Origin of the sequence: Streptomyces stelliscabiei, from assembly GCF_014873495.1 — a bacterium.
Taxonomy (GTDB): Bacteria; Actinomycetota; Actinomycetes; order Streptomycetales; family Streptomycetaceae; genus Streptomyces; species Streptomyces bottropensis.
Map to the genome: position 1 here is coordinate 5,797,943 of NZ_JADBGF010000001.1, position 21,942 is coordinate 5,819,884.

At 71.9% G+C, this 21,942-nt stretch carries 18 protein-coding genes; 15 read left to right on the forward strand and 3 right to left on the reverse strand.

The window, feature by feature from the left end:
* Positions 1-98 precede the first annotated feature (98 nt).
* Complete coding sequence (locus H4687_RS25675; RefSeq protein WP_046914283.1) at positions 99-1,439, forward strand: polysaccharide deacetylase family protein; 1,341 nt, start codon at positions 99-101, stop codon at positions 1,437-1,439.
* Positions 1,440-1,554: 115 nt separating this feature from the next.
* Here H4687_RS25675 and H4687_RS25680 read toward each other — a convergent pair whose 3' ends face one another.
* The gene (locus tag H4687_RS25680) at positions 1,555-2,535 is read right to left on the reverse strand and encodes an ATP-binding protein (protein WP_046914282.1); all 981 of its coding nucleotides are present in this window, start codon (positions 2,533-2,535) and stop codon (positions 1,555-1,557) included.
* Between the two features lie 100 nt (positions 2,536-2,635).
* On the opposite strand from H4687_RS25680, the gene H4687_RS25685 reads away from it, so the two are divergent.
* Positions 2,636-3,469, forward strand: coding sequence for a Fic family protein (locus tag H4687_RS25685; RefSeq protein ID WP_046914281.1), 834 nt, complete (start codon positions 2,636-2,638; stop codon positions 3,467-3,469).
* 371 nt (positions 3,470-3,840) lie between these two features.
* Here the strand turns inward: H4687_RS25685 and H4687_RS25690 are convergent, their stop codons facing one another.
* Positions 3,841-4,665, reverse strand: a complete 825-nt coding sequence (locus tag H4687_RS25690; protein WP_005475982.1) for an HAD family hydrolase — start codon at positions 4,663-4,665, stop codon at positions 3,841-3,843.
* Between the two features lie 575 nt (positions 4,666-5,240).
* Between H4687_RS25690 and ssd the strand changes: the two genes are divergently transcribed.
* The 7 genes from ssd to H4687_RS25725 all read left to right on the forward strand — a co-directional run bounded on the left by ssd (position 5,241) and on the right by H4687_RS25725 (position 10,625).
* Positions 5,241-6,335, forward strand: a complete 1,095-nt coding sequence (gene ssd, locus H4687_RS25695) for a septum site-determining protein Ssd (RefSeq protein WP_046920377.1) — start codon at positions 5,241-5,243, stop codon at positions 6,333-6,335.
* 100 nt (positions 6,336-6,435) lie between these two features.
* Positions 6,436-7,650: a TadA family conjugal transfer-associated ATPase gene (locus H4687_RS25700; protein ID WP_050399539.1), complete on the forward strand. Its 1,215-nt coding sequence runs from the start codon at positions 6,436-6,438 to the stop codon at positions 7,648-7,650.
* Positions 7,644-8,504, forward strand: a complete 861-nt coding sequence (locus H4687_RS25705) for a type II secretion system F family protein (RefSeq protein WP_050399540.1) — start codon at positions 7,644-7,646, stop codon at positions 8,502-8,504. The genes H4687_RS25700 and H4687_RS25705 overlap by 7 nt, the downstream gene beginning before the upstream one ends.
* Complete coding sequence (locus tag H4687_RS25710; protein ID WP_050399541.1) at positions 8,501-9,292, forward strand: type II secretion system F family protein; 792 nt, start codon at positions 8,501-8,503, stop codon at positions 9,290-9,292. The genes H4687_RS25705 and H4687_RS25710 overlap by 4 nt, the downstream gene beginning before the upstream one ends.
* Positions 9,293-9,458: 166 nt before the next feature.
* Positions 9,459-9,719, forward strand: a complete 261-nt coding sequence (locus H4687_RS25715) for a DUF4244 domain-containing protein (protein ID WP_050399542.1) — start codon at positions 9,459-9,461, stop codon at positions 9,717-9,719.
* Positions 9,706-10,137: a TadE family type IV pilus minor pilin gene (locus H4687_RS25720; RefSeq protein WP_050399543.1), complete on the forward strand. Its 432-nt coding sequence runs from the start codon at positions 9,706-9,708 to the stop codon at positions 10,135-10,137. The genes H4687_RS25715 and H4687_RS25720 overlap by 14 nt, the downstream gene beginning before the upstream one ends.
* The gene (locus tag H4687_RS25725; RefSeq protein WP_046916534.1) at positions 10,134-10,625 is read left to right on the forward strand and encodes an Rv3654c family TadE-like protein; all 492 of its coding nucleotides are present in this window, start codon (positions 10,134-10,136) and stop codon (positions 10,623-10,625) included. Before H4687_RS25720 ends, H4687_RS25725 begins: the two co-directional genes overlap by 4 nt.
* Positions 10,626-10,756: 131 nt before the next feature.
* Here the strand turns inward: H4687_RS25725 and H4687_RS25730 are convergent, their stop codons facing one another.
* Entirely contained in the window at positions 10,757-13,231 is a 2,475-nt protein-coding gene (locus H4687_RS25730) for a DEAD/DEAH box helicase (RefSeq protein WP_078907607.1), read from the reverse strand.
* Positions 13,232-13,314: 83 nt separating this feature from the next.
* Here H4687_RS25730 and bldG point away from each other — a divergent pair, with 83 nt between their 5' ends.
* The 6 genes from bldG (at position 13,315) to H4687_RS25760 (ending at position 21,923) form a co-directional block, all read left to right on the forward strand.
* On the forward strand, positions 13,315-13,656 hold the full coding sequence (gene bldG, locus H4687_RS25735) for an anti-sigma factor antagonist BldG (RefSeq protein WP_005475923.1): 342 nt from the start codon (positions 13,315-13,317) through the stop codon (positions 13,654-13,656).
* Between the two features lie 107 nt (positions 13,657-13,763).
* The gene (locus tag H4687_RS25740) at positions 13,764-14,198 is read left to right on the forward strand and encodes an ATP-binding protein (protein ID WP_046916533.1); all 435 of its coding nucleotides are present in this window, start codon (positions 13,764-13,766) and stop codon (positions 14,196-14,198) included.
* 332 nt (positions 14,199-14,530) lie between these two features.
* Positions 14,531-16,936, forward strand: coding sequence for a sodium-translocating pyrophosphatase (locus tag H4687_RS25745; RefSeq protein ID WP_046916532.1), 2,406 nt, complete (start codon positions 14,531-14,533; stop codon positions 16,934-16,936).
* Between the two features lie 229 nt (positions 16,937-17,165).
* A complete protein-coding gene (locus H4687_RS25750; protein ID WP_046916531.1) occupies positions 17,166-17,771 on the forward strand; it encodes a hypothetical protein in 606 nt (201 codons plus the stop codon).
* Positions 17,772-17,887: 116 nt separating this feature from the next.
* On the forward strand, positions 17,888-19,414 hold the full coding sequence (locus H4687_RS25755) for a DUF7059 domain-containing protein (protein ID WP_046916530.1): 1,527 nt from the start codon (positions 17,888-17,890) through the stop codon (positions 19,412-19,414).
* Between the two features lie 271 nt (positions 19,415-19,685).
* Entirely contained in the window at positions 19,686-21,923 is a 2,238-nt protein-coding gene (locus H4687_RS25760; RefSeq protein WP_046916529.1) for a serine/threonine-protein kinase, read from the forward strand.
* Positions 21,924-21,942: the final 19 nt, after the last annotated feature.

Below are 21,942 nucleotides of genomic sequence, written 5' to 3' on the forward strand. Positions count from 1 at the left end.
AATGCGGCATTTCATCGGCTTGTCGTATTAATCATGATCGGAACTCTGTGTGACCTTGGCCGCTCTGCTCCTGAGCGAAGGAAGAAGGTGGGCGGAACATGGCCGTCACCCAGAGGATCGCCGCCGGTGTCACGCTCGCCGCCACCTGTGCCGCGGCGCTCGCCGGATGCGGATTCGGTGAGCCGGCAGGCACCACCGGCTCGACCGGTCCCGGAAGAACCGAGAAGGAGGGGCGGCAGGGGGTTCCCGCCACGAAGGAGGGCGTTCCGGCGCCGCCGAAGACGGCGGTCCGTCTCATCGGCGACGGCTCCACCGCGTACACCGGTGTGCAGCCGCACCTGCCCAGGCCCGAACGGCTGAAGCCCGGTCAGAAGCCCCCGCAGTTCGTGGTGTTCTCCTGGGACGGCGCGGGGGAGGACGGCCAGCGGCTCTTCTCGCACTTCCGCAAGGTGGCGCGGGCCAACAACGCGACCATGACGTACTTCCTGAGCGGCGTGTACATGCTGCCGGAGGAGAAGCGGGATCTGTATCGCCCGCCCCAGCACTCGCCGGGCAGGTCGGACATCGGCTTCAACGACGTCCGCGGAATCAAGGACACCGTGGACCAGCTGCGCGGCGCGTGGCTGGAGGGCAATGAGATCGGCACCCATTTCAACGGCCACTTCTGCGGTGCCGGCGGCGGGGTCGGCGAGTGGTCGGTCGAGGAGTGGAAGAGCGAGATCGCCCAGGCCAAGTCGTTCGTGAAGGCGTGGAAGACCAACACCGGCACGGAGAAGGCCGAGCCGTTGCCCTTCGACTACGACAAGGAGCTGATCGGCGCCCGCACGCCCTGTCTGGAGGGCCGGACGAACTTCATGCGGGCCGCCCGTGAACTCGGCTTCCGCTATGACACCAGCGGGGTCAAGGACCAGGTCTGGCCCGAGAAGAAGGACGGGCTGTGGGACCTGTCGATGCAGCTCGTCCCCGTCCCGGGCCGCGACTTCGAGACGCTGACCATGGACTACAACTTCTACGTGAACCAGTCCGGGGCCCGCGCCGGGGCGGCGGGCCGACAGGGGCAGTGGGGCGACCAGTTCCGCGACGGTCTGCTCGCGGGCTTCGAGCGCGCCTACGAGGGCAACCGTGCGCCCCTGATCATCGGCAACCACTTCGAGTCCTGGAACGGTGGCGTCTACATGCGTGCCGTCGAGGAGACCATCGAGGCGGTCTGCGGCAAGGCCGACGTGCGCTGCGTCTCCTTCCGGCAGCTCGCCGACTGGCTCGACGCCCAGGACCCGGAGGTCCTGGACAGGCTGAGCACCCTGAGGGTCGGGCAGGCGCCGAAGAAGGGCTGGAAGAGCTTCCTGTCCGATGGATCGGCACCGGCCCCGAAGGGTGTCCCCGGGGCTCCGGCGGCCAGGCCGGAGGGGCGCGGGGCGGGAGCCGATCCGAAGCGGTGAGCGGAGTCGTAGCCGTGGCCGGAGTCGCAGCCGTGGCCGGAGCCATGGCAGGAGTCGCAGCCGGAGTCGGGATCGAGGCCGGGGGCCGGGGGCCGGGTCGGTGCTGCCGTGCGGCTCAGACCCTGGCCGCGACTCCCTCGGTGAGTACGAACTCGGGGTCGATCTGCGAGGCCAGGTCGGCCCCGGTCCTCTCGTTGCCCCAACTGGTCGCGTTCTTCAGGTGGAAGTGCGCCATCTGCCGGGTGTAGCGCTCCCAGTCGCGCAGCTCGTACGTGGAGTCGGCGGCTTCGTGCAGGGTGCGCAGGGACTGACGGTTGGCCTCCTCCAGGCGGTCGAAACGGGGCGGGCGCCCCTTCTCCAGGGCGCGCACCCAGTCCGAGTGCCCGAAGGTCACCAGCAGGTCCTCCCCGACCTCGGCGCGGAGGAAGTCGAGGTCGTCGTCGGCGCGGACCTTGTTGCCGACGACCTTCAGGGCGACGCCGTAGTCACTGGCGTACTCCTTGTACTGGCGGTAGACGGAGACTCCTCGCCGTGTCGGCTCGGCGACGAGGAACGTCATGTCGAAGCGGGTGAACATGCCGGACGCGAAGGAGTCCGAACCGGCCGTCATGTCGACCACCACATACTCGTCGCGGCCGTCCACCAGATGGTTCAGGAACAGCTCCACCGCACCCGTCTTGGAGTGGTAGCAGGCGACCCCCAGGTCGGCGTCGGTGAAGGGGCCGGTGACCATCAAACGGACGGCCCCGCCGTCGAGTTCCACCGGGCGGGCGCAGGCGTCGTAGATGGCGTTGGGCTCGCAGATCCGCACCAGCCGGGAGCCGTCGCCCGGCGGGCTGGTCTTGATCATCGTCTCGGCGGAGGCGATCCGCGGATTGGAGCCGCGCAGATGGTTCTTGATCAGCGCCAGCCGGTCGCCCATCGCGGGCAGTTCGGCGGCCTCCGACTCGTCGAGACCGAGAGCGGCGCCCAGGTGCTGGTTGATGTCGGCGTCGACGGCGACGACCGGGGCTCCGGAGGCGGCGAGGTGGCGGATGAACAGGGAGGACAGCGTGGTCTTGCCACTCCCGCCCTTCCCGACGAAAGCAATTTTCATGTTCACTAACGGTAGTGGGGTGAGTGCCAGGAGTGTCCGCGCGGCGAGGGAAGACCACTCCTTCGAGGGGTGGGCGGCCGGTGCGCGTAGAGTCGTACTCATGAGTACGACAGGTGCGGCCGCCGATCCGCTCGCGGCCCTGGGAGAGCTGTCCGGCGTGGCCGAGTCCGTGGAGTCCGTGCGCAAGGCCGTCGACCGCGTGTACGGCCACCGCGTCATGCGGCGCCGGAGCAACGCCGTCACCTCCGAGGCGGCCCTGCGCGGCGCACGCGGCTCGGCGGCACTGTCCGGCGCCGACTGGGCCCTCGAAGAGGTGCGCCGTCGCACGGACTTCAGCGGCCAGGACGGTGACGACGAGGTCCGCGCCATGGGGGCCGCGTTGCGGCTGACCGCCGAGGCGGGCCAGCTGCTGTCCATCTGGCGGCAGTCGCCCCTGCGGGTGCTGGCGCGGCTGCATCTGGTGGCGGCCGGCCACGACGACGCGCGCGTGGGGCGGCCGCGGCAGGACGGGGAGCCGGTCGACGAGCCCCTCGTCGAACTGGCCCTGCCGGGTGCGGCCGAGGTCGCCGGGCGTCTCGACGGGCTCTCCGGGCTGATCATCCAGGGCGGTTCGGCCCCCGCTCTGGTGACCGCCGCCGTCGTCCACGGCGAACTGCTCGCCCTGCGGCCCTTCGGCTCCCACAACGGCCTCGTCGCGCGCGCGGCCGAGCGGATCGTCCTGATCGGCAGCGGCCTGGACCCCAAGTCGGTCTGCCCGGCGGAGGTCGGCCACGCGGAACTCGGCCGCGCCGCCTACCTGGCCGCCCTCGACGGTTACGTCTCCGGTACCCCGCAGGGCATGGCCGCCTGGATCGCCCACTGCGGCAGGGCCATCGAACTGGGCGCGCGCGAGTCGACGGCGGTGTGCGAGGCGCTGCAGCGCGGAGCGGCGTAGAAGGCCGCGAAGTCGGAGTGCGGAGAACCCCCGGAAAAGGGTTGCGGCGGTACGAGAATTCGTACCGCCGCTGGCATGTTCACCCGGTTACCAAGCGTCCTCGATATATGCCCATCAGGCCGGGAACTTGGCCCGTGACCTGGTGCGGCTGGCCCGTAATCGACGGGTCGACGTCGCGTGGGTGCCTGGTGTTCATGCTAGGTCCGTGGGGCCAAAATGAGTTTTTAAAGGTGATCCTCTCGGATGTCCTTTGGTCTCGCGGGCCTTGAATCCTTTCTACTCCAGGATCCGGGCAAGCGGAACCCCTTGATGTGCTTCTTTACTTTTAGGTTCAAACAGGGTGAATCGGCCGGGGTGATGCCGTCCGCAGGTCAGGCGGTCGCCACCCGGCGCCGGCTGGCGTACCAGACGAGCCCCGCGGTGGCCGCCGCGGCGCCTATGGCGGCCGCCGCGAGCAGAGCGGGGCGGGGCGGTACGGCCAGGCGCTGCTTGAGGCGCACCGGGCGGTGGAAGTCGAGAATGGGCCACCCGCGCGCGAGAGCCTCCCTGCGCAGCGTCCGGTCGGGGTTCACCGCGTGCGGGTGCCCCACGGCCTCCAGCATCGGCAGGTCGGTCGCCGAGTCGCTGTATGCGTAGCAGTGCGCGAGGTCGTACTCCTCGGACTCGGCCAGGTCCCGGACGGCCTGGGCCTTGGTCGGACCGTAGGCGTAGTACTCCACCTCACCGGTGAAGCAGCCGTCGTCGCCGACGACCATCCGGGTGGCCACCACCCGGTCCGCGCCGAGAAGTTCGCCGATCGGCTCGACCACCTCGGCGCCGGAGGTGGAGACGATGACGACGTCCCGCCCGGCGGTGTGGTGCTCCTCGATGAGGGAGGCGGCCTCGTCGTAGATGATCGGGTCGATCAGGTCGTGCAGGGTCTCGGCGACGATGTCCTTCACCTGTTGGACGTTCCAGCCGCGGCACAGTGCGGACAGGTACTTCCGCATCCGCTCCATCTGGTCGTGGTCGGCGCCGCCCGCGAGGAACACGAACTGGGTGTATGCCGTGCGCAGGGCGGCCCTGCGGTTGATCAGGCCGCCTTGGTAGAACGACTTGCTGAAGGTGAGCGTGCTCGACTTCGCAATGACCGTCTTGTCCAGGTCAAAGAAGGCCGCTGTGCGGGGCAAGGAGTGGTTTTCCACGGGGCCGAGCATATGCGCCCGCCATTCGGGCTAGTGTGGGGCGTGTGGGTTTGCCTGAGAAGGCTCTCGGGTACACCATGGAAGTCACGGATCGTTCGCGACCGTGCTAACGCGGCCCGGCTCCTCCCCCCCCGAGTCGGCCGTGAAGACGACCCCCACTCTCCCCCCCGGTGGGGGTCGTCGCATGTCCGCATGCATTTCTCCCTCCCCGCCCCAGCCCGCGAGGCCCGCATCTGCCCTCGTGGGCTTTCCTGTGTACCAGCACAGGATATGTCACCGTCCGTAGTCGGTGGGCTGCGCTGTGGAAGTCGTTCCGGAGTCGCCTGTTCGGGTGACGGCGATATTCACAGACATCCGGTTGTCCACAGAAATCGACCAAGATCCACATGATTTCCGGGATCGCCGCACCGTGATTGCAGCGCGTCCCCACGGCGGCCCCTTCAAGGTCCGTTCCGTTTCCGGGATGCGTGGGTCCGGTATCCGTCGGCCGCCCGAATGGCGGCCGATCGCCGGTCCCTGCACAGGACTTGGCATGTGCGCCCGGAAGCGGAGCGCACGGGTCGACGCAGCGAAGGGGGCTGGGAATCGTGGCGGGAGCCATCACCGACGACAGGCCGTCCGCCGCCGAGGGGCGGCAGGGCAGGCCGTTGATCGTCACCGAGGACGTGGAACTGCTGGACGACCTGTTGCGCCTGTGCGCGGCGGCGGGCGCCCGGCCGGAGGTCCACCACGGGGTGCCCGAGGGCCGCGGCCGGTGGGAGACGGCACCGCTCGTGCTCGTCGGGGACGACGCGGCACGGCGGCTGCGCGGGGCCGCGCGCAGACGAGGAGTGGTTCTCGTCGGCAAGGACCAGGACGACTCCGGGGTCTGGCAACGCGCCGTGGAGATCGGCGCCGACCACGTCCTGATCCTGCCCGACGGCGAGCAGTGGCTCGTCGACCGCATCGCCGACGTGGCGGAGGGCGTCGGCAGGCCCGCGCTCACCGTCGGCGTGATCGGCGGCCGGGGCGGTGCCGGCGCGTCCACGCTGGCCTGCGCTCTCGCCGTCACCTCGGCGCGGCAGGGCACCCGCACGCTCCTCGTGGACGCCGATCCGCTGGGCGGCGGCCTGGACGTGCTGCTCGGCGGTGAGAGCGCCGACGGACTGCGCTGGCCCGCCTTCGCCGCCTCGCGCGGCCGGGTCGGTGGCGGAGCCCTGGAGGAGTCGCTGCCCGAACTGCACTCCCTGCGCGTGTTGAGCTGGGATCGCGGCGACGCCGTCGCCGTCCCGCCCCAGGCCGTACGGGCGGTCCTCGCCGCGGCCAGGCGGCGCGGCGGAGCGGTCGTCGTCGACCTGCCGCGCCGCATCGACGAGGGCGTCGCCGAGACCCTCGCCCAGCTCGACCTGGCCCTCCTGGTCGTCCCCGCCGAACTGCGCGCCGTCGCCGCCGCCTCGCGCGTGGCCTCCGCCTTCGGCATGGTGCTGCGGGACCTCCGCGTCGCGGTCCGCGGGCCGTACGCCCCCGGCCTCGGCGACCACGAGGTGGCCCGCCTGCTGGGGCTTCCGCTCGCGGGCGAGGTACCCACCGAGGCCGGGCTGCCGGACGGCGCCAAACCGCCGGGAGGCACCCCGCGCGGACCGCTCGCGCGGTTCTGCGAGGGCTTCTGGGAGCGGGTCGCGGTCAGGGGTGAGGCGGCGTGACACGGATGCCTGAACACGCGCCGGGGCGGCCACCGCCGGGCGGCGGAGACCCGCTGGTGGCCGGGACGCGGCCGTGGCTGTCGATCGGGGGTGTGGGCGTATGAGCGGGATGCCCGACGAGGGCCTGCTGGACGGAGTGCGTCAGTGGCTCGTCGAGAGCGGTGCCGAGCCGACGCCCGCGCGGGTCGCGCAGGCGCTGCGGGAGCGGGGGCGGGTGCTCGGGGACGCCGAGGTGCTCGGAGCGGCCGAGCGGCTGCGGTCGGAGCTGGTGGGGAGCGGCCCGCTGGAACCGCTGCTCGCCGACGCCTCGGTCACCGATGTGCTGGTGTCCGCGCCGGACCGGGTGTGGGTGGACCGGGGCGGCGGGCTCGAACTGACCGGGATCTCCTTCCCGGACGCGGCCGCCGTACGACGTCTCGCGCAGCGCCTGGCGGCCGTCGCCGGACGGCGGCTGGACGACGCCCGACCGTGGGTGGACGCCCGGCTCCCGGACGGCACCCGGCTCCACGCGGTGCTCCCACCGGTGGCCGTCGGCTCCACCTGCCTGTCCCTGCGCGTCGTACGGCCCCGCGCCTTCACCCTCGCCGAGCTGGCGACGGCGGGCACGGTGCCACCCGGCGGCGACCGCGTCCTGAGTGCGCTGATCCGCTCCCGGTTGTCGTACGTCATCAGCGGCGGGACCGGGACCGGCAAGACCACGCTCCTGAGCGCGTTGCTCGGGCTGGTCGACCCCGGCGAGCGGATCGTGCTGGCCGAGGACTCGGCGGAGCTGCGGCCCGACCATCCGCACGTGGTGCGGCTGGAGGGCAGACCGGCCAACCAGGAGGGCGTGGGCCTGGTCGAACTGCAGGACCTCGTGCGTCAGGCGCTGCGGATGCGCCCGGACCGGCTGGTGGTCGGCGAGGTGCGCGGAGCCGAGGTGGTGGCCCTGCTGGCCGCGCTCAACACCGGCCACGAGGGCGGGTGCGGGACGGTCCACGCCAATGCCGCGGGCCAGGTACCGGCCCGGCTGGAGGCACTCGGTACGGCCGCCGGGCTCGACCGGGCGGCGCTGCACAGCCAGGTGGCGGCCGCGCTGTCGGTGGTCCTGCACCTCGTACGGGACCGGGACGGGCGACGGCGGATCGCGGAGGTGCATGTGCTGGAGAGGGACGCGTCGGGGCTGGTGGTGACCGTGCCGGCGCTCCGCTGGGGCGAGGAGGCGTTCGTGTACGAGCGGGGCTGGGAGCGGCTGCGGGGGCTGCTCCGGGACGGGCTGCGGGGCGGCGCGGACCCGGACGGGGTGGACGGACCGGAGAGGAGCGGGCGGTGGTGACGGGGGTCGGGGAGATGTCGGTCGGGGTGGTGGCCGTCGCCTGTGCTGGGGCGGCGGGCTGGATGTCGGGTGAAGAGGGTGGCGCCGGGGTCCGGCGGGCGCGGTTGCTGCTGGCGGGAGGCGGGCCGGTGGGGCCGCCGCCCTGGGCACGGGCGATCGGCCGGGTGCGGCGGCTGGGGGCCGAGTGGTGGGCCCCGGTGGCCGGACTGGCGATCGCTGTTCTGGGGGCCTCGGTACTGCCGGTCCTCGCGGGGGCCGCCGCTGTGCCGTTGCTGCGGCGGGTGCGCCGGGTGGCGGAGGAGAGCCGGGCCCGGCAGCGGCGGGGCGATGCGGTGGTCGCGCTGTGCTCGGCGGTCGCCGGTGAGGTGCGGGCCGGGCGGCAGCCGGGTGAGGCGTTGGCGCGGGCCGCGCGGGACTCCGCAGGGCTGGGGGACGCCGAAGCGGTGGTGCTGGCGGCGGCACGGTTCGGCGGCGACGTACCGGGGGCCCTGGCGGACGCCGCACGGCAGCCGGGGGCCGACGGGCTGCTGGGACTCGCCGCGTGCTGGCGGGTGGCCGTCGACCGGGGCGCGGGCCTCGCCGCCGGGCTCGACCGGCTGGAGGGCGCCCTGCGCGCCGAGCGGGACCAGCGGGCCGACCTGCGCGCCCAGTTGGCCGGCGCCCGCTCGACGGCGGTGATGCTCGCCGGGCTGCCGGTCCTGGGCCTTCTGCTGGGGACCGCGCTCGGCGCCGATCCTCTGCGCGTGGTGCTGCACAGCACGGCAGGGCTGGGCTGTCTGCTCGTCGGCGGGGTGCTGGAGGGCGCGGGGCTGTGGTGGGCGCTGCGGATCGTGCGGGGAGCTGAGGCGGCGTGAGCGGCGAGGGCGTCCACAGGCTGGGGATGGCCGTCTGTGCGATCGGGGGGCTGTGGTGGCTGGCTCGGTCGCTCGACACCGCACGGCGTGAACGCAGGCTGCGCGCCCGGCTGGCCGCGGTGCTCACCCTCGCCGCCGGGCCGTCCCGGCGGAGCCGCGTGCGCCGGGGCGCCGTACGGCGGTGGCTCCCGGTCGCCGGAGCCGTCTGCGCCGGATGGGTGCTCGTCGGTGGAGTCCTCGGGCTGGTCCTCGGTCCGGCCGCAGGAGTCGGGGCGTGGCTGTGGCTGCGGAGGGAACGGCGCGCGGGCGGCGACGTGGCGGACGCGTACGACGCGGCGGAGGCCTCTCGTCAACTGCCGCTCGCCGCCGACCTGCTGGCCGCCTGCATCACCGCCGGAGCCAGCCCTGTGAAGGCCGCGCAGGCGGTGGGGGAGGCCCTCGGCGGACCGGTGGGCGAGCGGTTGGCCAGAGGTGCGGCACAGGCACGGCTCGGGGGTGAGCCGGCCGAGGCGTGGCGTGCGTTGGCGTCCCTGCCGGGCGCCGGAGCACTGGCGAGGCTGCTGGAACGCGCCGACGAGTCCGGCGTACCGGCGGCTGCCCCTGTGGCCCGTCTGGCCGCCGAGGCCCGCGCCGATCGGGGCCGCTCGGCGACGGAGCGGGCTCGCCGGGCAGCCGTGATGGTCACCGCGCCGGTGGGGCTGTGCTTTCTGCCGGCCTTCATCACCGTGGGCGTGCTGCCGGTCGTCATCGGGCTCGCGGACGGGTTGTTGGGAGGGGGTGGGCCATGACGGGGCGGGCGTGAGGAGACGGCTTCGTGTGAGCGGTGACCGGTGTCGGCCGCCGCATCGGAAGTGACAGCGATCAGCGGCCGTCAGCAGCATCAGCGGCCATCAACAGCATTAGCGGCAATCAGCGGCCATCAGGTCAAGGGAACAGAGCCTCACGGGGGTTGAGATGGACAAGTCGATCAAGTCGTGCGGGTCGGGCAAGTCGGTGAAGGAGGTAGCGGAAAAGGGCTGCGCCAAGCTGGTGGGTGCCGTGATGTGCCGAGTGCGGGCGGCGCGACGGGACGCGGGGATGGTGACCTCCGAATACGCAGTCGGGATCATCGCTGCGGTGGCCTTCGCGGCGGTGCTCTACAAGGTCGTGACCAGCGGGCAGGTCCAGGAGGAACTGCAGCAGATCGTCGGGCGGGCCCTCAATGGCGGCGCGTGAGCGGCGTGGACCACGGCGGGGCGGATCGCGGCGCCGAGGCGGGGCGCCGGGCGGCGACGGTGGGTTCGTGACGGCCGAGGCGGCCATGGTCCTGCCGGGGATGCTGCTGGTCGCGACGGCGCTCGTGTGGGGACTGTTCGCCGCCTGCGCGCAGATCCAGGTCGTGGACGCCGCCCGGGCCGGTGCCCGGGCGGCGGCCCGGCAGGACCCGTCGGCCACGGTCGTGGCGACGGCCCGGAACACGGCGCCGGACGGGGCGGAGGTGACCGTGAGCAGGAAGGGCGACTTCGTGCGTGTCGTCGTCTCGGCCCCGGCGCCGGGGCCGGACGGACTGGGCCTCGATCTGAGCCACGCGGCCGTGGCCCTGGCGGAGGAGACGGTGGGGGCGGCCACGGCGGAGGGGGTGGAGGCCGGGTGAGCGCGGACTTGTGGCCCGTCTGGTCCGGTCGGCGGCCGCGAGCAGCCAGGTCGGCCCGCTCGGCCCGCTCGGCGCGGTCGGCCGGGTCAGCCCGCTCGGCGCACTCGGTCCGCTCCGCGCACTCGGTCCACTCGGCCAGTTCGGACAGGGGCTCCGCGACCGTCTGGGCCGTCGGTGCGATCGTCGCGCTGTGCGCCGTGTTCGGTGGCGTACTCGCCCTGGGGCAGGCCGTCGTGATCCGGCATCAGGCTGCCGCGGCGGCCGACCTCGCGGCCTTGGCGGCCGCCGACCACTGGATGAAGGGTGACGAGGGGGCCTGTGCGACGGCGGAATGGGTGGTGAGGGCTCAGGGCGGCAGACTCGTGCGCTGCGAGGTCGAGGGAGAGATCTCCGACGTCACAGCGGCATCGGACATAGGACCACTCACCGCCGAGGTCAGGGCGCGGGCGGGTCCACCCGGCCCACCCGGCTCACCAGCCCCGGGATAGGGCTGGAGAGCCGCTGAGAGCCGCACAGGTTCGCCGCGAAGGGCGCCCGGGAACCGTGCGATCAGCGCTCGGTACCCGCCGACGGGACCCGCCCACCGGTACCCGCCCGGTCGCCGACGTGCCCCTGTTCCTCAAGGCGCCCGGCTCTCCGGTGGAGCGTCGGGTGCTGCGCGGAGCAGTTCGGTCAGCAGCCGTACGGCGCCCCGTTTGTGCAACGGGTCGTTGCCGTTGCCGCACTTGGGGGACTGGATGCAGGACGGGCAGCCGGCGTCGCACTCGCAGGAGGCGATGGCCTGGCGGGTGGCGGTGAGCCAGGCACGCGCGGTGTGGAAGGCGCGCTCGGCGAAGCCCGCGCCTCCCGGGTGGCCGTCGTAGACGAAGACGGTCGGGAGCAGGGTGTCCGGGTGCAGCGGGACCGAGACGCCGCCGATGTCCCAGCGGTCGCAGGTCGCGAAGAGGGGCAGCATGCCGATCGAGGCGTGTTCGGCGGCGTGCAGGGCGCCGCCGAGGATCTCGGGATCGATCCGGGCCGCGTCCAGCTGGTCCTCGGTGACGGTCCACCAGACCGCGCGGGTGCGCAGCGTACGGGGAGGGAGGTCGAGTTTGGACTCGCCGAGCACCTCGCCGGTGATGAGGCGGCGACGGAGGAAGGAGACGACCTGGTTGGTGACTTCGACGGAGCCGAAGCACAACCGGCCCTCTCCCCAGGGGATCTCGGTGTCGGTCTCCAGGACGGAGATGGAGGTGGTGTCGCGGGCGACGGTCGAATAGGGCGGGTCGGCCTGCTGGACGAGGGCGACGGAGTCGTCCAGGTCCAGTTCGCGCACCAGGTAGGTGCGGCCCTGGTGCAGGTGGACCGCGCCTTCGTGGACGGTGGTGTGGGCGGCGCCCGCGTCGACCGTGCCGAGGAGCCGGCCGGTGCCGGTCTCGACGATCTGGACGGGGCGGCCGCCCTGGCCCCGGATGTCGGTCAGGTCGGCGGCCCGCTCGCGGCGGGTCCAGTGCCAGGCCTTGGCGCGGCGGCGCAGTAGCTTCGCGGCCTCCAGTTGCGGCAGCAGTTCCTCGCAGGCGGGTCCGAACAGGGGGAGGTCCTCGTCCGTGAGGGGCAGTTCCGCGGCGGCGGCGCAGAGGTGGGGGGCGAGGACGTACGGGTTGTCGGGGTCGAGGACGGTCGATTCCACCGGTCGGTCGAACAGGGCCTCGGGGTGGTGGACCAGGAAGGTGTCCAGGGGGTCGTCGCGGGCGACGAGGACGGCGAGGGCGCCCTGGCCGGAGCGTCCGGCGCGGCCGGCCTGTTGCCAGAGGGAGGCGCGGGTGCCGGGGTAGCCGGCGATGAGGACGGCGTCCAGGCCGGAGATGTCGATGCCGAGTTCGAGGGCGGAGGTGGCGGCGAGGCCGAGGAGTTCGCCGGAGTGAAGGGCGCGTTCCAGGGCGCGGCGCTCCTCGGGGAGGTAGCCGCCTCGGTAGGCGGCGACGCGCCGGGCGAGGGAGCGGTCGACCTCCCTCAGACGTTCCTGGGCGATCACCGAGATCAGCTCCGCGCCGCGCCGGGAGCGTACGAACGCGACCGAGCGCACGCCCTGCACGACCAGGTCGGTCAGCAGGTCCGCCGTCTCCGCGGTCGCCGTGCGCCGTACCGGCGCGCCCTTCTCGCCGTGGAGTTCGGTGAGCGGGGGCTCCCAGAGGGCGAACACCAGTTCACCGCGGGGCGAGGCGTCGTCCGCGACCTCGGTGACCGGGACACTGGTGAGGCGGCGGGCAGCGACCGAGGGTTCGGCGGCGGTGGCGGAGGCCAGCAGGAAGACGGGTTCGGCGCCGTAGCGGGCGCACAGGCGGCGCAGGCGGCGCAGCACGTGGGCGACGTGGGAGCCGAAGACGCCGCGGTAGGTGTGGCACTCGTCGATGACCACGTACTTGAGAGCGCGCAGGAAGGAGGACCAGCGGGGGTGGGAGGGGAGGATGCCGCGGTGCAGCATGTCGGGGTTGGTGAGGACGTAGTTGGCGTACTGGCGCACCCATTCGCGTTCCTCGACGGGGGTGTCGCCGTCGTACACGGCCGGGCGCACGGCGTTTCCCAGAGGTTGTGAAAATTCCTTCACAGAACGTCGCTGATCTGCCGCGAGAGCCTTGGTGGGGGCCAGATAGAGCGCGGTCGCCCCGCGCCCGTTGGGGGCTTCGGAGCCGTCCAGAAGGCGCGAGAGGACCGGGACGAGGTAGGCCAGCGACTTGCCGGAGGCGGTGCCGGTGGCGACGACGACCGATTCGCCGTCCAGCGCGTGCTCGGCGACGCGTGCCTGGTGGACCCAGGGGTGTTCGATTCCCGCGGCCTGTAGGGCGGCGAGTACTTCCGGTCGGATCCGGTCGGGCCAGACTGCATGGCGGCCCGCACGTGGGGGCACATGCTCCGTATGAGTGATGCGCGAAGCCCGGCTCGGCCCCGAGGCGAGCCGGTCCAGGACCGTGCCCGGCGAGGGGCTGGAAGCGGTGTCCGTCGGGGATCGATCGGATCGGTGATTCTTGGCCATCGGCATCGAGTGTGTCACCGGCGTGACGGACAATGGAGCCAAGGCGTCGTGCACGCCTGCCGGTAAGTGATTGAATGCCATCGCGGCTGGCGAACCGTCCCGGGGGCTTTCAAGCCGAGGTGTCCCGAGGGGCGAACGCTCGATAGCAAGGTGCTGGAGGATCCGTGGACCTGTCCCTGTCGACCCGTACTGTCGGCGATCGTACGGTCGTCGAGGTCGGTGGCGAAATCGACGTTTATACCGCGCCCAAGCTGCGTGAGCAGCTGGTCGAGCTGGTCAACGACGGGAGTTTCCACCTCGTCGTCGACATGGAGGGCGTCGACTTCCTCGACTCCACCGGGCTCGGCGTGCTGGTGGGCGGCCTGAAGCGCGTACGGGCCCATGAGGGCTCGCTGCGCCTGGTGTGCAACCAGGAGCGGATTTTGAAGATCTTCCGCATCACCGGTCTGACCAAGGTGTTCCCGATTCACACCTCGGTCGACGAAGCGGTGGCGGCCACCGACTGATCGCGCCCGCCCGGGCCCGGTGCCCGGAACGGCAAGAGACAAGTGAGGGGGACCGGGCCCATGGGCCCGGCCCTCCGACCGCACGCCCGTAGTTCCGAGGGGGATGCATGGCCACCGTTGAACTCCGCTTCAGCGCGCTGCCCGAGCACGTCCGGACCGCCCGACTGGTGGCGGCAGCGGTGGCGCGCAGGGCCGGAGTGGACGAGGCCGTCCTCGACGAGGTCAGGCTGGCCGTCGGCGAGGCGTGCACCCGTGCCGTGGGACTGCATCAGAGCAGCGGTATCTCGGCGCCGGTGCAGGTGTCGCTGATCGAGGAGGAGAAGCAGTTCTCCATCGAGGTCGGCGACGAGGCGCCGCACGCCGTGCCCGGTGACAAGTCGTCGGGTGCAGGTGGTGACGTGGACGCCGACATCGAGGAGGACGACATGGGCCTCGCGGTGATCAGCGGCCTCGTCGACGACGTCGAGGTCTCGGCCGGGGAGCACGGCGGACTGATCCGCATGACCTGGCCGACGACACTGTCGGTCGCCGTCCTGCCCTGACAGTCCGGTCTTCTCAACTTCAAGTAGTACCGCGAAGGGCCCTGCTGAGCAGGGCCCTTCGCGTTTTCCGGTATTTATTTCGATCACCTATTCCGATCAGCACCCATCGGAACAGCGGAATTCGTGAAGGAATTCACGATCTATCACGTGATAATTGATCAAGTGTCAATGCCTTTGAGGCGTTACTTCTTTCGAGTAACGTGGTCGCGCGCGGATCATTTGCTGGTGGGCATGTGAAGGCCAATTCCGCTTGCCGTGCACTGTTTTGATCAGGATCTCCTCCCTACAATCCGTCCACATCTTGAGCTCAGCCCAAGCGTCAAGGAGGACGAATGGCGGGGCTTTCTACCCCTCAGAGGTTTGACCAGTCCGCGGACCTCGCAGCCGCGGTACTGACCGACGACAACCGGATCATCGTCATGGTGATCGGCTTCGTGGCGCTGGCCGCGCTCGCCGTCGCCGGGGTCCTGGTGCGCCAGGTGCTCGCGGCGGGCGAGGGCACCGACAGCATGAAGAAGATCGCGACGGCGATCCAGGAAGGCGCGAACGCCTATCTGGCCAGGCAGTTGCGCACGCTCGGCGTATTCGCCGTCGTCGTGTTTTTCCTGCTCATGCTGCTGCCCGCGGACGACTGGAATCAGCGCGCCGGCCGATCGGTCTTCTTCTTGATCGGCGCGGCGTTCTCGGCGGCCACCGGCTATATCGGTATGTGGCTCGCCGTGCGCAGCAATGTGCGTGTCGCCGCGGCTGCCCGGGAAGCGACACCGGCGGAAGGCGAACCGGAAAAGGATCTCACCGCCGTCTCGCACAAGGCGATGAAGATCGCATTTCGCACCGGTGGCGTCGTCGGCATGTTCACGGTGGGGCTCGGGCTCCTCGGTGCGTCCTGCGTGGTCCTCGTGTACGCGGCCGACGCGCCGAAGGTGCTGGAGGGCTTCGGCCTCGGGGCCGCGCTCATCGCCATGTTCATGCGAGTCGGCGGCGGCATCTTCACCAAGGCCGCCGACGTCGGCGCCGACCTGGTCGGCAAGGTCGAGCAGGGCATTCCGGAGGACGACCCGCGCAATGCCGCGACCATCGCCGACAACGTGGGCGACAACGTCGGCGACTGCGCGGGCATGGCGGCCGACCTCTTCGAGTCGTACGCCGTCACGCTCGTCGCCGCGCTGATCCTCGGCAAGGCCGCGTTCGGTGACTCCGGGCTCGCGTTCCCGCTGATCGTGCCCGCGATCGGCGTGCTCACCGCGATGATCGGCATCTTCGCGGTGGCACCCCGCCGCGCCGACCGCAGCGGCATGTCCGCCATCAACCGCGGCTTCTTCATCTCCGCGGTGATCTCGCTGGTGCTCGTCGCCGTCGCCGTCTACGCCTACCTGCCGTCGTCGTACGCCGACCTCGAAGGCGTCACGGACACGGCGATCGCGGGCCACGACGGCGACCCGCGGGTCCTCGCGGTCCTCGCGGTGGCCATCGGCATCGTGCTGGCCGCGCTGATCCAGCAGCTGACCGGCTACTTCACCGAGACCACCCGGCGTCCCGTGAGGGACATCGGCAAGAGTTCGCTCACCGGCGCGGCCACCGTCGTCCTCGCCGGCATCTCCATCGGACTCGAATCGGCCGTCTACACCGCGCTGTTGATCGGGCTCGGCGTCTACGGGGCGTTCCTGCTCGGCGGTACGTCGATCATGCTCGCGCTGTTCGCGGTGGCGCTGGCCGGCACCGGCCTGCTCACCACGGTCGGCGTCATCGTCGCCATGGACACCTTCGGGCCGGTCTCCGACAACGCGCAGGGCATCGCCGAGATGTCCGGCGACGTCGAGGGCGCGGGCGCGCAGGTGCTCACCGACCTGGACGCCGTCGGCAACACCACCAAGGCCATCACCAAGGGCATCGCCATCGCCACGGCCGTACTCGCGGCCGCCGCGCTCTTCGGCTCGTACCGCGACGCGATCCTCACGGCCGCGAACGACGTCGGCGAGAAGGTCTCCGGCGACGGCGCGCCCATGAACCTGATGATGGACATCTCGCAGCCCAACAACCTGGTCGGGCTCATCGCGGGCGCCGCGGTCGTCTTCCTGTTCTCGGGGCTGGCGATCAACGCGGTCGCGCGGTCGGCCGGTTCGGTGGTCTACGAGGTGCGGCGGCAGTTCCGCGAGCGGCCCGGGATCATGGACTACACCGAGCAGCCGGAGTACGGCCGGGTCGTCGACATCTGCACCAAGGACGCCCTGCGGGAGCTGGCCACGCCCGGTCTGCTCGCCGTCATGGCGCCGATCGCGATCGGGTTCACGCTCGGTGTCGGCGCGCTCGGCGCGTACCTCGCGGGCGCGATCGGTACGGGCACGCTGATGGCGGTGTTCCTCGCCAACTCCGGTGGCGCGTGGGACAACGCCAAGAAGCTCGTCGAGGACGGCCATCACGGCGGCAAGGGCAGCGAGGCCCATGCCGCGACCGTCATCGGTGACACGGTGGGCGACCCGTTCAAGGACACGGCGGGACCGGCCATCAACCCGCTGCTGAAGGTGATGAACCTCGTCGCGTTGCTCATCGCGCCGGCGGTCGTCCAGTTCAGCTACGGCGAGGACAAGAGCGTCGGGCTGCGTGTCGCCATCGCGGTGGTCTCGATCGCCGTGATCGTCGCGGCGGTGTACGTGTCCAAGCGGCGCGGCATCGCCGTGGGTGACGAAGACAACGCCGAACGGATGGCCAAGTCGGCGGATCCAGCGGTGGTTTCGTAGACGGCCTTAGACCGGGTTCGGGCCGGGTCCTGGACCGGGCCCGCGAGGGCCCAGCTCAAGGGGCGGGCGGGCGGCGCGTGTTGACGCGCCGGCCGCCCGCTTCCGTGGCGGCCCGCCGTTCTCCGTGAGCCTTCTCTCTCTTGGTGCAAATGGTTGGAAAAGGGTGCACCGGGGGTGCTCGGCACACAGCTACCGCCCATACGGCGTGTATGTTCCGGGGCCGAGAGCCATGGAAGGGACCAATCCGGTGAACAAGAAGCTCGCTGCCGCACTGTCCGGCGGTGCGGTACTGGTACTGGCGCTGTCCGGCTGCAGCAGCGACGACAAGACGAACGACAAGCTGAACTCCTGGGCCAAGCAGGTCTGTGACTCCGTGCAGCCGCAGATCAGGAAGATCGCGGCGGCCAACGCCTCGATCCAGAAGGAGACCTCGGACGACAGCGCTCCGGCGGACGTGCAGAAGGCCGACTCGCAGGGCTTCCAGGACATCTCCGACGCGTACAAGGCGATGGCCACGGCCATCCAGCGGGCCGGGGCGCCCGATGTGGAGGAAGGCGAGAAGAAGCAGAAGGCCGCGGTCGCCGAGCTGAACCAGCTGTCGACGGCCTACGGCGAGCTGAAGAAGAAGTCGGACGCGCTGAACACGAAGGACCAGGCGAAGTTCGCGGACGGGCTCGAAGGTGTCGCCACCGAGCTGGAGAAGCTGAGCAAGACTGGGAGCAACGCCCTGAAGGAGCTGGAGAAGGGCGAGGTGGGCCAGGCGATGGCCGACCAGCAGAGCTGCAAGTCCGCCACCGCCTCCGGGGCGGTGTCCGCGCCCGCGTCCGGGAGCTGACGCCGAGCGGGGTTCCGCGCCGCCGCGGGTGACCGGGCCAGGGCCGGAGGGACGCCCGGGGCGGCACGGTCGTCCGCGCCCGGGCGGGGCCGCGGTGCGCGACTACGCTGGGCGGTGTGAGTGACTCCAGGCTGTCTTCCCTGCCCTCCGCCGACCGGTCCGACGTCGCTGTGCGGCTTCGTCAGGCGCTGATCGGCGCCGACTTCACCGCCGACGGGCTTCTCGAACTGCTCGGCGCGTCCGCGTACGCGGCCCTGGCGCGCAGCGAGGTCGTGCCGGCGCTCAGGGCGACGCGGGGGGACACGGCGCTGGAGGCGCTCGTACGCCTGTTCCTGTTGCAACAGGCGGTCCCCCGCGCGCGCGTGGAGGGTGTGCTGCCCGTCGACGCGTGCGTCGAGAGCGGCTGGCTCGTCCGCGCCGGCGCGGACGAGATCGCGGCCGCCGTCGACGTACGGCCGTACGGCGGGCCCGACGGCGAGGACTGGTTCATCGTGTCCGACCTGGGGTGCGCGGTCGGCGGGGCCGGCGGGATCGGAAGCCGGGACGAGGGTGTGGTGCTGGGGGTCGGCGGTGCGTCCACGACCCTGGCCGGGATCACCGTGCGGACGGCCGTCGGCGCCGCGCTCGACCTCGGGACCGGTTCCGGCATCCAGGCCCTGCACGCCGCGCGACACGCCACGCGCGTGACCGCGACCGACCTCAACCCGCGCGCGCTGCACATCACGGCGCTCACGCTGGCGCTCTCCGGGGCCCCGGAAGCCGATCTGCGCCAGGGCTCGCTCTTCGAGCCGGTCCGGGCCGACGAGACGTACGACCTCATCGTGTCCAATCCGCCGTTCGTGATCTCGCCCGGCGCCCGGCTGACCTACCGCGACGGCGGGATGGGCGGGGACGATCTGTGCCGCACGCTCGTTGCGCAGGCGGGGGAGCGGCTGAACGAGGGCGGGTACGCGCAGTTCCTCGCCAACTGGCAGCACGTGGAAGGGGAGGACTGGCAGGAGCGGCTGAGGTCGTGGGTGCCGCGCGGATGCGACGCGTGGATCGTGCAGCGGGAGGTCCAGGACGTCGCGCAGTACGCGGAGTTGTGGCTGCGGGACGCGGGTGACCACCGCGGTGACGTGGCCGAGTACCGGGCGCGGTACGACGCCTGGCTCGACGAGTTCGAGTCGCGCAAGGTCAAGGGCGTCGGCTTCGGATGGATCACTCTGCGGAAGGCGGCGGCCGCGGACCGGGAGCCCTCGATCACCGTCGAGGAGTGGCCGCACCCGGTCGAACAGCCGCTCGGCGAGACCGTGCGGCAGCACTTCGCGCGCGTCGACTACCTGCGGTCGAACGACGACGCGGCCCTCCTCGCCGCACACTTCCGGCTGACCGCCGAGATCGTCCAGGAGCAGGTCGGGCTGCCCGGCGCCGAGGACCCCGAGCATGTGGTGCTGCGTCAGAACCGGGGTATGCGCCGGGCCACGAAGGTGGACACGGTCGGCGCGGGATTCGCCGGTGTGTGCGACGGCACGCTCAGCGCGGGACGGATCCTGGACGCCATCGCCCAGCTCGTCGGCGAGGAGGCGGTGGCGCTGCGCGACCGGACACCGGGCCAGATCCGGCTGCTCGTCGAGCAGGGGTTCCTCGAACCGGTCCGGTGAGGGCGGGAGTCTCCACACCGCTGCCGCACTGCCCTCGCGCGCCCGGTGACCATTTCCGGACCGTCCGGTGACGGTACTGGTGCCCCGCGCGATGCCACTTCCCGTGACGCGTGAGGCGTATGGGAACTCCTGGGACGCATGTGCTGCTTGTGCCTGGATTGATACGTAAAAGGGCTCCTGTCAGTGGTGCGTGCGAAGCTATTTTCAAGAGACGGATTCGACGTGTCCTCGGGGGAGGCACGCACTGTCTCTGGGGGATCGGGGGGTCGCGATGGCGCGGGATACGCCGGAGCAGGGCCAGGGCAGGATCATCAACAACCGGTACCGGCTGCTGCGCACCCTGGGCGCGGGCGGCATGGGCCGGGTCTGGCTCGCGTACGACGAGGAGTTGGCCTGCGAGGTCTCCATGAAGGAGATCTCCCTGCCCGACGTCCCGCGCGACGCGACCGAGTCCGCCCAGCGCATCGCCCGGGCCCGCAGCGAGGCCCGGCACGCCGCGCGGCTGCGCGGACACCCGCATGTGGCGACGGTCCACGACGTGGTGCTGCACGAGGGCCTGCCGTGGATCGTCATGGAGTACGTGCCGGACGCGATCGACCTCCAGGCCGTCGTACGGCAGCGGGGGCCGCTCTCGCCCGCGCAGGTCGCCCGGATCGGGCTCGCGGTCCTCGACGCCCTCACGGCGGGGCACCGGATCGGCATCCTGCACCGCGATGTGAAACCGGCCAACATCCTGCTGGCCGCCGACGCCTCGGGCGACCTCTACGCACGCGTGCTGCTCACCGACTACGGCATCGCCCTCCAGCCGGAGTCCCACGAACCCCGGCTCACCGCGACCGCCGGCATCCTCGGCACCCCCGGCTACCTGGCGCCGGAGCGGGCGCGGGGCGAGCCGCCCACCCCGGCCGCCGACCTGTTCTCGCTCGGCGCCACGCTGTACGCGGCGGTCGAGGGCCGCGGCCCCTTCGACCGGCACGGCGAGTACGCGACGCTCACGGCCCTGCTCGGGGAGGAGCCGACGCCGCCCGCCCGCGCCGGTGACCTGGCCTCCGTCCTGCACGGACTGCTCATCAAGGACCCGGTGCGCCGGCTGTCGCCGGAGGCGGTGGCACGCGGACTGGAGCGGGTGACCTCCGGAGCGGGCGGCGGACCGACTCCGCCGGGCTGGGGAGCCGCCCCCGCGCCGGCGCCCGGTTCCTTCGGGCCGGCTCCCGGCGCTCCCGGCACACCGGGTACGCCCGGCGGTCCCGGAACCGCCGGAGCGCCCCCGGGGTACGTGGCGAGCGCGCCGCCCGGGTACGTGGCCGCCGGCCAGCACGGCCTCGGCGGCACCCCGAACACACCGGGCGCACCTCACACGCCGTACACCCCGCACACGCCCGGCGCGCCCCACACGCCGTACGCGCCGCACACCCCCGGCGCGTCACCCGCCGCGCCGAACACCCCGAACACCCCGGCGGGCGGCCCGGCACCGTACGACCCGTGGCAGCGAGGACAGCAGCCGCGGAGTCCCTACGACAGCTACAACCCGTACGGGGGCGGCCGACCCGCCCCGTACGGCGGCGGGGCGCCGCCGGGAAACGCGGGATTCCCGACCATGACGGCCGGGGGACCGCCGCCCGGTGGGGCGCGGCGGAAGATGCCCGCGGCGGCGATCGTCGGGATCGTGGTCGCCGTGCTGCTGGTGGCGGGCGGCGGGACCTGGGCCGCGGTGACCTTCCGGGGCGACCCGGATCCCAAGCCTTCCGACACCTCGCAGGCGGGCGGCCCACAGCCCGGCTCGGAGTACCCCTACGGGGAGCGCGCGGCCCTCAAGAAGCCGCTGGAGGTGGGGGACTGCGTCAAGGCGGTCTGGACGGGCGCGGCGTTCACGTCGGTGCCCGACCTCGGCGTGGTCGACTGCGGCGAGGACTGGCCGGACGGCCAGGTCGTGGCGGTGGAGCGGGCGGCGGACCACGCCGACGCGAAGGCCGACGGCGCGCGGCGCTGCGCCGCCCAGGCGGACGCGATCGCCGAGGCGCTGCCCGACGCGGGGGTCTACGCGCTCGTCCCCACCGAGGAGGGCTTCACCACGGCCAAGGGCGGTACGGCATGCCTCGTCCTCGGCAAGCACGTCCCGATAGGCGGCGAAGTGGGCCGGCTCCGTGACGTGGGCATGAATCTATGGCCCACGCAGATGGCCGTCGGGGACTGCTGGGACTACACCACCCGGGAGGACAAGGGTTACGACGCCCCGCTGACCGACTGTGCCGAAGCGCACACCGACCAGGTCGTCGGTTCGGTCCAGGCGCCCGCCAACATGACCTTCGACGGTGCCCTCGCCGAGGGCGGAAAGCTCTGCACCAACAGGTTCGAGTCGAGTTGGGCGCCCGGCGCTGACCTGATCGTGTCGGGATGGGTCTCCGACAAGGACGAATGGAAGAAGGGCTTCAGCAAGGTGGTGTGCACGGTGCGCAACGCCGACGTGTCGAGGACGACCGGGAAGATACGCACGCCCGGCTCGGTCTGAGGGCACGGTACGCCTCGCG

What these genes read in the sequence shown, in the direction of transcription:
- H4687_RS25675 (WP_046914283.1), top strand. Translation starts at nt 99, where the DNA reads ATGGCCGTCACCCAGAGGATCGCCGCCGGTGTCACGCTCGCCGCCACC.
- H4687_RS25680 (WP_046914282.1), bottom strand. Translation starts at nt 2,535, where the DNA reads ATGAAAATTGCTTTCGTCGGGAAGGGCGGGAGTGGCAAGACCACGCTG.
- H4687_RS25685 (WP_046914281.1), top strand. Translation starts at nt 2,636, where the DNA reads ATGAGTACGACAGGTGCGGCCGCCGATCCGCTCGCGGCCCTGGGAGAG.
- H4687_RS25690 (WP_005475982.1), bottom strand. Translation starts at nt 4,665, where the DNA reads ATGCTCGGCCCCGTGGAAAACCACTCCTTGCCCCGCACAGCGGCCTTC.
- H4687_RS25700 (WP_050399539.1), top strand. Translation starts at nt 6,436, where the DNA reads ATGAGCGGGATGCCCGACGAGGGCCTGCTGGACGGAGTGCGTCAGTGG.
- H4687_RS25715 (WP_050399542.1), top strand. Translation starts at nt 9,459, where the DNA reads ATGGACAAGTCGATCAAGTCGTGCGGGTCGGGCAAGTCGGTGAAGGAG.
- H4687_RS25720 (WP_050399543.1), top strand. Translation starts at nt 9,706, where the DNA reads ATGGCGGCGCGTGAGCGGCGTGGACCACGGCGGGGCGGATCGCGGCGC.
- H4687_RS25730 (WP_078907607.1), bottom strand. Translation starts at nt 13,231, where the DNA reads ATGGCATTCAATCACTTACCGGCAGGCGTGCACGACGCCTTGGCTCCA.
- H4687_RS25740 (WP_046916533.1), top strand. Translation starts at nt 13,764, where the DNA reads ATGGCCACCGTTGAACTCCGCTTCAGCGCGCTGCCCGAGCACGTCCGG.
- H4687_RS25745 (WP_046916532.1), top strand. Translation starts at nt 14,531, where the DNA reads ATGGCGGGGCTTTCTACCCCTCAGAGGTTTGACCAGTCCGCGGACCTC.
- H4687_RS25750 (WP_046916531.1), top strand. Translation starts at nt 17,166, where the DNA reads ATGGAAGGGACCAATCCGGTGAACAAGAAGCTCGCTGCCGCACTGTCC.
- H4687_RS25760 (WP_046916529.1), top strand. Translation starts at nt 19,686, where the DNA reads ATGGCGCGGGATACGCCGGAGCAGGGCCAGGGCAGGATCATCAACAAC.